14 protein-coding genes are annotated in these 12422 nt (G+C 61.6%); 2 read left to right on the top strand and 12 right to left on the bottom strand.

Annotation, left to right across the window (positions count from 1 at the left end; genetic code table 11):
* Positions 1-37 precede the first annotated feature (37 nt).
* From VLA65_RS10860 to VLA65_RS10875, 4 genes are all read right to left on the bottom strand, one after another.
* Positions 38-310 carry a hypothetical protein gene (locus tag VLA65_RS10860; protein ID WP_253257252.1) on the bottom strand — a complete coding sequence of 91 codons (273 nt, stop codon included), beginning with the start codon at positions 308-310 and terminating at the stop codon, positions 38-40.
* Positions 307-1182 (bottom strand): carbohydrate ABC transporter permease, encoded by an 876-nt coding sequence (locus VLA65_RS10865; RefSeq protein ID WP_059388480.1) that lies wholly within the window; start codon positions 1180-1182, stop codon positions 307-309. Before VLA65_RS10865 ends, VLA65_RS10860 begins: the two co-directional genes overlap by 4 nt.
* Positions 1179-2201 (bottom strand): carbohydrate ABC transporter permease, encoded by a 1023-nt coding sequence (locus VLA65_RS10870; protein WP_059388479.1) that lies wholly within the window; start codon positions 2199-2201, stop codon positions 1179-1181. The genes VLA65_RS10865 and VLA65_RS10870 overlap by 4 nt, the downstream gene beginning before the upstream one ends.
* 86 nt (positions 2202-2287) lie before the next feature.
* Positions 2288-3568, bottom strand: coding sequence for an ABC transporter substrate-binding protein (locus VLA65_RS10875; RefSeq protein ID WP_059388478.1), 1281 nt, complete (start codon positions 3566-3568; stop codon positions 2288-2290).
* A gap of 128 nt (positions 3569-3696) precedes the next feature.
* Here VLA65_RS10875 and VLA65_RS10880 point away from each other — a divergent pair, with 128 nt between their 5' ends.
* On the top strand, positions 3697-5556 hold the full coding sequence (locus VLA65_RS10880) for a glycoside hydrolase family 13 protein (RefSeq protein ID WP_442880284.1): 1860 nt from the start codon (positions 3697-3699) through the stop codon (positions 5554-5556).
* Between the two features lie 120 nt (positions 5557-5676).
* Here VLA65_RS10880 and VLA65_RS10885 read toward each other — a convergent pair whose 3' ends face one another.
* The 6 genes from VLA65_RS10885 to VLA65_RS10910 all read right to left on the bottom strand — a co-directional run bounded on the left by VLA65_RS10885 (position 5677) and on the right by VLA65_RS10910 (position 8523).
* Positions 5677-5982 carry a hypothetical protein gene (locus VLA65_RS10885; RefSeq protein WP_306964078.1) on the bottom strand — a complete coding sequence of 102 codons (306 nt, stop codon included), beginning with the start codon at positions 5980-5982 and terminating at the stop codon, positions 5677-5679.
* A 199-nt stretch (positions 5983-6181) separates the two neighbouring features.
* Positions 6182-6793, bottom strand: a complete 612-nt coding sequence (locus tag VLA65_RS10890; RefSeq protein ID WP_059388475.1) for a hypothetical protein — start codon at positions 6791-6793, stop codon at positions 6182-6184.
* On the bottom strand, positions 6790-7485 hold the full coding sequence (locus tag VLA65_RS10895; RefSeq protein ID WP_332602502.1) for a hypothetical protein: 696 nt from the start codon (positions 7483-7485) through the stop codon (positions 6790-6792). The genes VLA65_RS10890 and VLA65_RS10895 overlap by 4 nt, the downstream gene beginning before the upstream one ends.
* On the bottom strand, positions 7482-7865 hold the full coding sequence (locus VLA65_RS10900; RefSeq protein WP_059388474.1) for a hypothetical protein: 384 nt from the start codon (positions 7863-7865) through the stop codon (positions 7482-7484). The genes VLA65_RS10895 and VLA65_RS10900 overlap by 4 nt, the downstream gene beginning before the upstream one ends.
* Complete coding sequence (locus VLA65_RS10905; RefSeq protein WP_059388473.1) at positions 7862-8053, bottom strand: DUF2273 domain-containing protein; 192 nt, start codon at positions 8051-8053, stop codon at positions 7862-7864. Before VLA65_RS10905 ends, VLA65_RS10900 begins: the two co-directional genes overlap by 4 nt.
* The gene (locus tag VLA65_RS10910) at positions 8050-8523 is read right to left on the bottom strand and encodes an Asp23/Gls24 family envelope stress response protein (RefSeq protein ID WP_284991868.1); all 474 of its coding nucleotides are present in this window, start codon (positions 8521-8523) and stop codon (positions 8050-8052) included. Before VLA65_RS10910 ends, VLA65_RS10905 begins: the two co-directional genes overlap by 4 nt.
* Positions 8524-8911: 388 nt before the next feature.
* Here VLA65_RS10910 and VLA65_RS10915 point away from each other — a divergent pair, with 388 nt between their 5' ends.
* On the top strand, positions 8912-10108 hold the full coding sequence (locus VLA65_RS10915; RefSeq protein ID WP_332602503.1) for a tyrosine-type recombinase/integrase: 1197 nt from the start codon (positions 8912-8914) through the stop codon (positions 10106-10108).
* A 1078-nt stretch (positions 10109-11186) separates the two neighbouring features.
* On the opposite strand, the gene VLA65_RS10920 is transcribed toward VLA65_RS10915, so the two are convergent.
* Entirely contained in the window at positions 11187-11783 is a 597-nt protein-coding gene (locus VLA65_RS10920) for a PIN domain-containing protein (protein WP_332602504.1), read from the bottom strand.
* Positions 11784-11822: 39 nt separating this feature from the next.
* The gene (locus tag VLA65_RS10925; protein WP_332602505.1) at positions 11823-12281 is read right to left on the bottom strand and encodes a helix-turn-helix domain-containing protein; all 459 of its coding nucleotides are present in this window, start codon (positions 12279-12281) and stop codon (positions 11823-11825) included.
* Positions 12282-12422: the final 141 nt, after the last annotated feature.

Raw genomic sequence — 12422 nt, forward strand, 5'->3', positions numbered from 1 at the left:
CTCCGCCGATTCCGCGCTACTTATTTCGGCTCGCTGCTCACGTGATGCGCCTGGATGTCCGTGCCGGGAGCCGCCGGCGAAGCCGAAGCATCCCCCACAAGGCCAGCAGCACTGCCAGGAGGCCCAGGGCCCAGCCCAGTGCGGGCTGGGCCGTGAGTTCGGCGGCCACAGTGATGACCAGCAGGACCAAGGCCCAGAAGCCGAGAAAACCTATCACGAGGTCGAAATCTTCCGCCGATTTCACCCGCGAGTGCTGCTCCTTGGCCGGGCCGCCGATGGACGGCCCGGCCGAATCGGGAGTTTGCGTCATTTGACGGCGCCGGCTGTCAGGCCCGCCACGATCTTGCGCTGGAAGACCAGCACAAGGATCACCAGTGGAATCGTCACAACCGTTCCGGCTGCCATGACGGCGGTGTACGGCTCCTGGTGGGCCTGGGCACCGGCGAAGTAGGCGATTGCGACCGTGACGGTCTTCGTCTGGTCATTGGACAGCTGGCTCGCGATGAGGAACTCGTTCCACGAAGCGATGAACGCCAGGATGGCGGTGGTGAAAACAGCCGGCGCAGCGAGCGGCATGATCACCTTGCGGAATGCCTGGCCCTGCGTGCAGCCATCAATCCGGGCTGATTCCTCCAGCTCCCACGGCATTTCCCGGAAAAAGGACGTCAGGGTGTAAACCGTCAGGGGGAGAACAAACGAGATGTTCGGAATGATCAGCGCCTGATATGTGCCGTACCAGCCGATGTTCGTGAACAGCTGGAACAACGGAGTCACCAAGGCCACACCCGGGAACATCGAGGCCCCGAGGACAAAGCCGAGGACCAGGAACTTGAAGCGGAATTCAAGCCTGGACAAGGCATACGCCGCGAAAACCCCGAAAAGCAGGGCGACAACGGTGGTTACCCCTGCCACGAAGAGCGAGTTCAACAGGTTCCGGCCGAAGTGGTTGCCCAGGCTTTCGGAGAACACCGTGTTGAAGTTGTCCCAGGTGACGTGGGTGAAGAAAGGCGTCGAATCGAAGGTATATCCAACGTCGCGGAACGCGGTCACGATCATCCAGTAAAAGGGAATCAGGCACCAGATGAAGATGAGCCCTGCGCTGATGTACGTGCGCCCGCTCGCCCAGCGTTCCCGCCGTCGGGCAGCTGTCTTAGGCGCGGAGTCAATGCTCACGGCGGTCATTTGTCCTGCCCCTTGGTGGTCTTGGGTGTGGCTGAGGCGACTGCGTTGGCTCCCAGGAAACGAACGAAGATGAACGCAACGAGGAAGATGATCAAGAACGTGATAGTTGACAACGCCGCTGCTGAGTTGAATCCCTGACGGATCTGGTCAACAACCAAAATGGACAACGTTGTTGTGCCGTTCGAGCCTTGGGTCATGATGGCCGGGAGGTCATACATGCGCAGTGCGTCAAGGACACGGAATAGGACAGCCACCATGAGTGCCGGCTTCACCAGCGGCAGGGTGATCTGGGTGAAGCGCTGCCAAGCCGAGGCGCCGTCCACCTTCGCGGCTTCGTACACTTCGGCCGGGATGATCTGCAGGCCAGCCAAGATCAGCAGGGCCATGAACGGCGTCGTCTTCCAAACGTCTGAAATGATGATCGCCCAGCGGGCAGGCCATTCGCTACCTGTCCACAGGATTGCGGTACCAAAGAGCTTGTTGGCGATTCCGTCGAAAGCGAAGATGAAGAACCACAGTTTCGCGGTCACGGCCGTTGGAATGGCCCACGGAACCAGGACTGCAGCACGAAGGGCGCTGCGGCCGCGGAACGTCCGGGCCATGATGACGGCCATCCAGAACCCGAGGACAGTCTCCAGGACAACGGTGACCGCCGTGAAGAAGAACGTCGTTCCGACCGCGCTCCAGAATTGGGCGCCGAGGGTGCCAGGAGCACAGGCAGCAGAGCCACATTGCTGGGCCAACCAGTGGACAAAGTTATCGAAGCCCGCGGGTCCGCCCTGGACGAAGACCTTGGTGACCGGGTCAAGGCCCTGGTCCTTCTGGAACGCCATGATAATCGCGTTGACCACCGGGTACACGATGACAACGGCAAGCAATACCAGGGCGGGGGAAATCAACCAGAACGCCCAGCGGCCTTGAGACGTGGCCGCCCGGTCCTGTCCTACTTCTTTTTGAACTTTTTTGGTTTTGGGGCTTGGTGTCTCTGGCGCCCGCTTAGGTTGCGCAAGGGTGGACATTTCCCCTCCTTCCGGAAATTGATGGCGTGCCCCCGGGCGGCCGTACGCGTAAAGCGCCGGCCGCCCGGGGTTCACTGGAGGTGTCGCTATTGGCTGGCCGAGTTGATGGCCGTGTCCATATCCGTCATTGCTTGATCGACGGACTTGTCACCCTTGATGGCAGCGTAGGCGTTGTCCTGGATGGCTTTGGTGACAGCCGGGTAGAACGGCGTGACCGGGCGCGGCACGGCATTCGAGATCGAGGTCTTCAGCACCGGAAGGTACGGCAGCTGCTGGACCAGGGTCGGGTCGTCGTACAAGGAAGCGAGCACCGGGGCCAGCGAGCCCTGCGTTGCGTAGAACTTTTCAGTCTCTTCACTGGTCATGAAGGTCAGGAAGTCCTTGGCCGTTGCCTTGTGCGCCGAGTAGACGCTGACGGCGAGGTTGTGTCCACCGAGGGAAGAGGCGCCGGGGCCGCTCTTACCCGGGAGCGGAGCCATGCCGAAGGTGTCCTTCACCTTGGACGAACCGTCCGTCTTGGCGAGGTTGTAGACGTAGGGCCAGTTGCGCAGGAAGAGGAGCTTGCCGTCTTCGAAGGACTGCCGGCCCTGTTCTTCCTGGTAGGTCACGCCCTGCGTGGGGATGTTTCCGCTCTTGTAGGCGGTGACCAGGTTGTTGAGGCCGGCCTTCGCCGCCGCCGAGGTCACGGTGGACTTGCCGTCGTCGCCAACGATCGTGCCGCCGGCCGAGTTGATGGCTTCAGCCGCGTTCACGGTGAGGCCTTCATACTTGGCGAACTGTCCTGCGTAGCAGTCGATGCCGTTCGACTTCGCGATGGAGCACATGCTCATCATCTCGTCCCAGGTCTTGGGCGGGGTGGGCACCAGGTCCTTGCGGTAGTAGAGGATGCCGCCGTCCGAGGTCTGGGGTGCCGCGAAGAGCGTGTTGTTGTAGGTCGCCGTCTTGACCGTGGCGGGAAGCATCTTTGAGGTATCGATGCTCATCTTGTCCGTGAGCGGCTGCAGCCAACCCTTCGCTGCAAACTCGGCGGTCCAGATGACGTCCACGTCAACGACGTCGTAATTGACGTTCTTTGCCTGGAAGTTCTGGACCAAATCGTCGTGTTGCTGGTCCGCCTGGTCGGATTGCTCCTTGAAAGTGACCTTCTGGTCCGGGTGCGCCGCATTCCACTTATCGACGAGCGGGCGGACAACGTTGCTGTTGTCTTTGCCCTGGACGTAGGTGATTGGACCGCGTCCGTCGAGGTTCGCTGCGGCATCTCCGCCGCTTGAGGCTGTGCCGCCGCCACCGCCGCCACCACAGGCGGACAGGGACATGGCTAGCACGCCGGCAACAGCGGCCGGCAAAAGGTACTTGCGTGTGTTCATGCTGGGAACTCCTCAGTGAGTGGACCAGGTATTTCCGCTGTGCGGTTGATGTGGTGAGCCTCACATTAGTAAGCTTCCGGGTAGTAATGCAAGCGTTTACACAAAAATATGTCATCGAGAGGAATCCAGTGCCGCACTCCCCGATCCCAACCCCCGGTTCCAACAATTCCGCGTGGTGGGCAAGCGCCGTCGTCTACCAGATTTATCCGCGCTCGTTCGCCGATGCCAACGGCGACGGAATGGGCGACCTTGCCGGGGTCACCGCGAAACTGCCCTATCTGCAAGAATTGGGCGTTGATGCCGTGTGGCTCTCCCCGTTCTACAAGTCACCGCAGGCTGATGCGGGATACGACGTAGCGGACTACCGGGCAGTGGACCCCCTTTTCGGCACGCTGGACGACTTCGACGCAATGCTGGAGAAAGCACACAGCCTGGGCATCAAGGTGATCGTCGACCTCGTGCCCAACCACACCTCGGACGAGCACGCCTGGTTCCGCGAAGCCCTCGCCGCAGCCCCCGGCTCCCCCGAGCGTGAGCGTTACATGTTCCACCCGGGCAAAGACTCCAAAGCGGGCTCCGGGGATGGGGCCCTGGCCCCGAACAATTGGAAATCCATCTTCGGCGGCCCCGCGTGGACGCGCCTGACGAACGACGACGGTACTCCCGGCGAGTGGTACCTACACCTTTTCGACACGAAGCAGCCCGACCTCAACTGGGAGAACCCAGAAGTCCACGAGGAGATGCGCTCGGTGCTGCGCTTCTGGCTGGACCGCGGAGTTGACGGCTTCCGGGTGGACGTTGCCCACGGCCTGGTCAAAGAAGCCGGCTTGCCGGACTGGGAAGGCTCTGCCGCCATGGTCGAAGGTGGCCTGTCCGCACCGGGCGCCCACAGCGAAGCCGTCGAACCGCACACCGCACACCCCCACATCGCTGCCGGAGCCGTGCCCGCTGCGGGGCCCGTCGCGACCGCCGTCGAGCACAAGGTCAAGCCGCCGCTGGACCCGCCGTCGCCCTTCTTCGACCAGGACGGGGTCCACGAGATCTACCGCGAATGGCACAGAGTCCTCGCCGAGTACGACGGGGACCGCATGCTGGTTGCCGAGGCCTGGGTAGAGCCCGCGGAGCGATTGGCCCGGTACGTCCGCAAGGATGAAATGCAGCAGGCCTTCAACTTCGATTTTCTCCTGGCGGGCTGGGACGCGGAGCGCATGGCAGTGGCAATCGAGTCTTCCCTCGACGCGGCGGGATCCGTCGAAGCGCCCTCCACCTGGGTCCTGAGCAACCACGACACCGTCCGGCACCCCAGCCGCTTCGGGCTGGCAGATCCCACCACGTTCCCCAAGGGAATCGCGGCGGAAGACGAACAACCCGACGCCGTCCTGGGCCTGGCCCGGGCACGGGCGGCCTCCATGGTGTCTTTCGCCCTGCCGGGCTCGGCCTATTTGTACCAGGGTGAGGAACTCGGCCTGCCGGAACACACCTCCCTTCCGGCAGACGCTCGCCAGGATCCGTCATTCTTCCGTACCAAGGGCGTGGAGCGCGGCCGCGATGGGTGCCGCGTACCACTGCCCTGGAAGTCCGGGGCGCCCGGCTTCGGGTTCTCGGAGGGGGCGTCGTCCGGTACCGCGGGCGCCGCGGCTGCCGGCGGAGCGCCTGCTGCGCCCTGGCTGCCCCAGCCCGAAGCGTTCGGCGAGCTGGCGGCGGACGTCCAGGCCGGCGTCGGGGGCTCCACCTTGGAGCTGTACCGCTCCGTCCTGGCTTTCCGCCGCACGCATCGCCTGGGCTCAGGCACGTTCCAGTGGGCCGAGGAGCACGATCCCGCCAACGGAGTTCTGGCCTTCCACAACCGCGACGTGCTGGTTGTAGTCAACATGGGTACTGCCGCCCTCCCCGTGCCGGCCGGGCTCAGGGTGGAACTCTCCAGCGATGGCGGCTCGGGCGGGGCCTCGATTGCCCCGAACAGCGGGGCATACCTCGTGGCGAAGTAGGGCCCCTTCCCTTCCTGACCTTCTTTGGCACGGAAACGGGGCCGACACGCAGCAAGTTGTGCGTGTCGGCCCCGTTCTCTAACCAAAGAAGGTCAGGAAGGCGTCGTCTTGGCGTGGAGCCTACTTGCCGCCCTTGAAGAAACCGGCGATCTTCGAGCCGAGGCCCTTGGCGTTCTCAGCCACGTCGCCCACGATTTCCTTGGCGTTCCCGGCAACATCCCCCGCGAGGTCCTTGGCCTTCTCAGCCACGTCACCCGACAGGAACTCCTTGACGTGCTCCGCGGCGTCACCGGCAAATTCCTTCGCGTTCCCGACCGCCTCACCGGCAAATTCCTTGACGTGCTCCGCGGCGTCACCTGCGACGTGCTTGGCCTGTTCAGCCGCGGCTTCGGCGCTTTGCTTGATGTTGTTGACTTCTTCGCTCATGGTTTTCTCCTTGTTCCTGGCCCAAGTGTTTTGGTCCATCGGCTTGACTACGGACCCAAGGTCCAGTGCCGGCCGGGCAAGCCCAACCAAAGGGAAGAGTTCCCCCTACCCTTCAAACTATGGCCCTGCAGATACCTCTGCAACGCAAAACGCCTGCGAGGTAACATAGCCATCCGATTAACAACGGTCGCGTGTCAGTTCAACGAACGCGCTCGGCCTTGCTGAACCTGGTCCGTGCGCCGGCCCCGATATGGATCAAGACGGGAGTCCGGCGTCCCACCACAATGTCCAGCGCCTCCACGAGCCGGGAGACATCCGCGGCGAGTGCGTGCGGGGAAACGCCTTGACGGGGCTGGACCCTGACCCGGAGCCCGGGACGACCGTTGACCTCGTAGGTTGCCACCGTCACGCCCGCAAGATCCGTACGTTCCGCAAGGGCCGCCTTGAGCGCCTGCTCGGCAAGGTTCCCGCCGATGTTGACGTCCCCGGCAGTCTGAGCGTCGTCGTACTCCGACACGATGAGGTTGGCGCGGCCCTTGCCTTGCTGCGACACCCAGGACACCATGAGCACGATCAGCACAACAAGCACCGCAGCTGCGGCCACCCAAAGCCAGCTTTCCTCACGCCCTGGAATGCGGGTCTGCTCAGAGAGGTACTTGGCGTGTTCCCAGAGCCCGGTGGACCAGCTTTGCCACCAACTTCCGACGGCGGGGACAGTGGCGAGCAGTATCAGGAGAATGCCGATGGCCAATAGTTTCAGGCCAAGGATGCCGATCAGGATGCGGTTGAGGGCGTGCGGAGTACCGTTCATGCCCCGATCACCCCGGAAGCGGCGACATTGACCCGGACTGAAGGCATGGGCGAAGGGGCCATCCTTTGAAGTTCATCCTCGACGGCGGCAAGGATCCGTTCCTCGTGCAACGGCACGCCCGAGGTTGGCCGGACGTTGACCACAACCAGCCTCTGCGAAACCACCACCATGACCTGCTCCTGGGTGACGTTCGCTGCCGTCCGGGCGGCCCTGGCCAGCGCCGAAGCGATGACCTCGTCGTCCACCACCACTCCGGCCCGGGGATCCTCAAGCAAGTGACGGGACTTTCGGCCGGGCAGGACTGCGTTCAAGAAGAACATCAGGCCCACCATGGCCACGACCCCGCCCAGGGCACCAAGCAGCAAGGGGGAAATCCCTCCGGGAAGGGCCGTCAGCCGTTCGGCCGCTGTTTGCGGATCGATGAGCCACGGTGGTTGACCAATGGCACGCAGCGCGGATTCGAGGAGGGCATAGAGACAGGCCGCGATCACGAGCGCCGCGGCCAGCGCCGCCATTCCAGCGCGGGACGAGCGGGTCTCACGCTTGAGGATGCGCTGGAGTCCGACGTCGATCCGGTCGCCGTTGCCTGGGGTCCCGGGCGTGTAGACACCGGGGGTGTCGCCTTCGGCCGTCTGAGTCGGCGCAGTGTCCGGGTGGCTGCGCCGGACGTGCGGGGTCTGGGCGTGGCTCATCGGACGCGGACTCCTTCGCTGACGCGTGCGCCGCTGATCCGGATATCCACGCGGCTCAAGGTGGAACCGCTGAGCTGGGTGACACGCTCAAGAATGGCCGTCTTGGCAGCTACGGCACGGTCCCAGACCGTTCCACCGTATCCTGCTACCCGCAGGGGGTCCCTGAGGACGTCCGTCAGCGAGGGCACACTGATCGGGGCGACAATCGAGAGTGCCAGCAGGCCGTCGTCGTCCGACCATTCGGCGCGAACATCCTGCGACGAGACTCCAAGCGCTTCCGCGGCGGCTGCCTGGGCCAAGGTGGTGAGCGCCTGGGTGCTGATTCGGTTGTGGCCAGCCAGATTCACGGCGGGCTGCACAGCCTCAGCCGTGGAACTCATGACGACGAGCGGCGGCCGGTGAGGGCATCCAGCACGCTGCGCAGGTCAAGCTTTCCGTCCGCGGCGCGGCCCAGAAGCGCACCGATGCCCATGAAGAGAAGCGCGATGATGAAACCCCACAGCCCGAATTGGAAGGCCATGAACGCAACGAAGGCGCCGATCCCGATTCCGACAACGGTCAAGTTCACTGGAGTGGCTCCCTTTCCGATAATGCGCCTCTTGTTCCGGCTTTGACGGGCGGAGCAACGTAGACGTCGTTGATCTCAACGTTGACCTCAATGACCTCCAGGCCCACCAACGATTCGACGGCACGATAGACGGCCGCGCGGACCTGGTTGGCGACATCATGCAAAGGGTATCCGTAGACGGCCACAAGATTGAGGTCCACGGCCACTTGGGTTTCTCCGACCTCGGCGCGGACGCCTGCGGCGTGGTCCTGGCTGCCAACGGCATCGCGGATGGCTCCGAGGGCGCGGGAAGGAGCCGAGCCGAGGGAATAGACGCCCGGAACAGCCCTGGCGGCAATGCCGGCAACCTTGGCGACAGCGGAATCCGAGATCACTGTGCGGCCACTTCCCGCCACCGTTTGCCGGTCCTCGGATACCGGAGCCCCAACGGCTTCCGGTTCAGGCGCGGTGTAGCTTTCCTGCTGGTCCATTTAGCCCTCCCCTTCTCTTGAGTACCACCCTAGCGCTTGGCCAAGACAAGGCGGAGACAAGCCGGCCGTCGTCATGAGATTCTGCTGGATCATTGCCGTAAATGGGGCACGCGCGCTGAAATGTCCGCCTTTTAGGCAGAAATCGAATAACCCCAGGCATTTCCATCGCAGCTTAAATGAAGAAAAGCGCCAGTTCCGAAGAACTGACGCTTCCCAGTGGTGGCTCCGACCGGCGTCGATCCGGTGACCTTTCGATTTTCAGTCGAACGCTCTACCAACTGAGAAATATTCCGCGGAATTCCGCGGTTTCTAGCCACTTTTGAGTCCACATGAGACCATATGAATTCATAGCAATAGCTACAGTAATAGCTACAGTAGGAATCCTGTGATGGCGCGAGGCAAGGGTGAGGGCTCGATCTACAAACAGGCCGACGGGCTGTGGGCTGCGGCGATCACTCTCCCACCTGGGCCCGGCGGCAGGCAGCGGCGCAAGGTGGTCAGACGCAAGAGCAAGGCCGAGGTAGTCAAGATGATGCGCGGCTATCAGCAACAGCTGCGCGAGCACGGCGACCTTGCCACGAGTTCGGTAACGCTCGAAGCGTGGATGACGCACTGGCTCGATGACGTCGCGTCCCAACAGATCCGCCCGAAAACGCTCGCCGGCTACCGCTCCGTGGTCACACAGCACATCATCCCGGAGCTCGGTAAGGTGCGGCTCGAGAAACTGACCGCACAGCACGTCAGACAAGTCCACAAGCGCATCATGAGCACGCCGAAGAACCGGAAGTTGCGCGGCATCCCGCCACACGATCTGCCACCGGATAACCCAATGCTCTCAAGTACCTACGCGCTCAACGCGCACAACGCTTTGTCGGCCGCGCTCAAGGTGGCGCACCGCGAAGGCAGAATACCGATCAACGTGTGCAAAATGGTGGACCGGCCACGCACACGCGTCACCGATCAGAAGGCACTCGACGTCCAGCAAGCAATCCAGCTCCTGGCACACCTTACGTTGAGGGCAGACGGCGCACTCTGGGCAACGTATCTGCTCACCGGGGCCAGACGCGGTGAGATCCTCGGGCTTGAAGCCGAGCGAGTCACCGACCAGATCGACCTCTCGTGGCAGCTGCAGCGATTCAAGGACGTTTCGAAAGTGCCGGCTGACTTCGAAATGCGCGAGCTTGGCAACGGGCTCTACCTGACACGGCCCAAGTCGCGAGCGGGCTGGCGCGTCATCCCGCTGGTCGATCCACTAAAGTCGATCCTTTCGCTACACATGGCAGGGCAGCGACAAGGGCTGGTATTCCTCAACGGTGGCCGCCCCTGGGATCCAGACGATGCAACGAGTGCTTGGAGGGCACTCCTGATCGAGGCCGGTCTGCCCGATGATGTGGTGCTGCACGGCTCTCGACATACGACCGTTGATCTGCTCTACGAGGCAGGAGTGCCCGAGGCGGTCATCATGGAGATCGTCGGCCATACGACCCGGTCGATAACCAGAGGCTATAAGTCCCGCGGCAACCGGAAGCAGTTGGAAGATGCCATGCTGAAAATGTCCCGCCTACTCGAAGCAGGCAAGTCCTAATCGGTCACCGAGCTGCCGCCTACAGGAAGGAGTCCTGGTCGGCAAATAGGTCCAGCCACCGACGGCTTCTTCCACGCCTTACAGGTGGCGTGGCTCATTCGGTAGCGAAGCGAGAAACGATTTGAGTTCGTCGACCTGGAAAATGGGCTTTGTCCCGGAATAATGCGGGACAAGATCGCCGCGACGCACATGTTCTCGCACCGTGGAGACGCTAAGTCCCAAGAGTCTAGCCGCGGTGTCAGTGTCGACGGCGAGTGGTTCGAAGACCACATCTTGAATTGGTTCAACGCTCATGGTTTTCGCTTCCCGATAGCGACTGGCAAGCCGCAGTTCTGTTGAGGTAGGTACCCTTTCATTGCTGTTCACCTCATGGGCGGCATGACCTATCCCACGGCAGGTGGCCGGGCTTCTGGGTAACCGGATAACTTGGTGACGAGTCCAGTGCCACAGTGCGGCTCGACGCCCGCGACCGAGCCGACGCCGAACCAGCCGAACTGGCCCTCGATGTGCATTCCTGCGCACGTCCCGTACCGTTGCCTGCCGCCGGATGCTGGAGTTGCGCGGCCGGTCATGCGCACGGACCGATCCCGACCATGAATGACCAGTTGCATCTTTGCTGTTTGTCATTCCGATATCCGATCGTCGCTGGGCGGGTCCTCGCGCAACCAGGGCGCTGAGCGCCGCTCGCAACCCAAAACTTCGATCGGCGCTCCTGCGTCGCTTATTTCCTCGCGAACTTTTGGACTGCTCACGGTTCCCCAAGTTGCGCTCCGGCCCCTCACACCCAGCGGTGGATCCCCTATCAGAATGACGCCGAAAACCAATGACCACGGCGATGCGGCCAAGGTCGAAGAGGAATCTCGCACTGACACTCAGCATGACAATTTAGTTGAAACAGAAACTAAATACTTTCGGACATACGCGCTGTTATCGGCGTTTACATGCAGGAGTTGCGCTTAGTGCGGTACCTTAACTGCTTTGCTTCCAACTCAGAGCACTGACCATTGTCTCCGACTTTGGCCGGTCAGATTGCACAGGAACGGCCAGCGCATTCGTTGACCAGTCTTTGCGCCCAAAATCAATATTTTCCTGTGAGTGCCCAGTGTGACATGCGACGCTTTATGCGCTGAGCGAACTCAGGTGCCCCAGCGTCAGTTAGCGCTTCGTGGAGGTTCTTGCCGGATCGTTTGGCCCAGTAATCCATCTGGCGTCGGGTTGCAGCGTTAACGGCGTCGGATCTGCGTTCCTCTATGAGGCACAGCATATCGTCGGGCGTATAGATCTCGAACTCAACATCGTCCACGACAGGCTCGAAGTCCGAGTAGTTCGACGTTACGAGATAGTCCACTTTTCCATGTTCTGCCGCGGCGATGACGTGCGCATCGAAGGCGTCATGCTCCGGGGCCAGGTACGCTTCATTGATTTCATAGCCAACGATCATGGCTTGGGGGAAGGTTTCAGTTAGGCGCCGACGCCAACCACCTACCTGTTCATCAGACCAGCCCGGGTTCTTCTTGCGGACGTGGTATTGGTACTCGGTCATGACGTCTTCACTCCACCGAGGTGCAATACCTTCAGGACCCGACTCTTGGCAGATGATGCAGAACCAGTCTCGTAGCGTGCGCGAGAAGAGCACGTTGGCATCTAAGAAAATGAGAGTGGCCCCTGGTTGCATGCTTTCAGCATAGGTAACCAGGGACCACACATCCCGGAATTACTCCACGAAACCGCTCGCGTCTTCGAATGAGCGCAGGTCATCGAAAGACTCACGCTGCCTCTGAATCCGCTGCTCAGCAAAGGATTGCAGATCAGATCTATTGAAGCGGGTATGTGAACCCACCTTATGGGAAGGGATTACCCCGCTCGAAGCCAATTTCATGAGGGTTGGTCGCGACATTCCGAGGAACTTGGCCGCTTCGACACTGGTCAATGCCCTCGACAAGCGTGTTATGCCCACTGTCTCCCCAGTAGCTGCAAGGCGCAGCACAGCTTGTAAAAGGTCACTGAGGGATTCGGGTACGGTAACGGTATCGCCAGAGGATGATTCGATACGAATCCTCAAATCACTCGCTGGAATCTCGTTGAAATGCCTAGTGACTTCTTGCGCTTCAGCACTTTGCGACGACGTGACGTCGATGGTCTGAACGTTCTGCACGGTAGTAGAGGTACTCATGACGCTCTCCTTTTCACTTGCTTCAATAATGACCCCTAAGTGAAATAAGTGCAAGCTGGTGTGACGTAAGTTGACTTTATGGCTGAGGAGACTGAGAGGAAGTCCGGTGCATGACGGGTCACACAGGCCAGTTTCTGACCG

Source organism: Arthrobacter sp. S2(2024), assembly GCF_036662515.1.
In the GTDB taxonomy this organism is placed as follows: Bacteria; Actinomycetota; Actinomycetes; order Actinomycetales; family Micrococcaceae; genus Arthrobacter.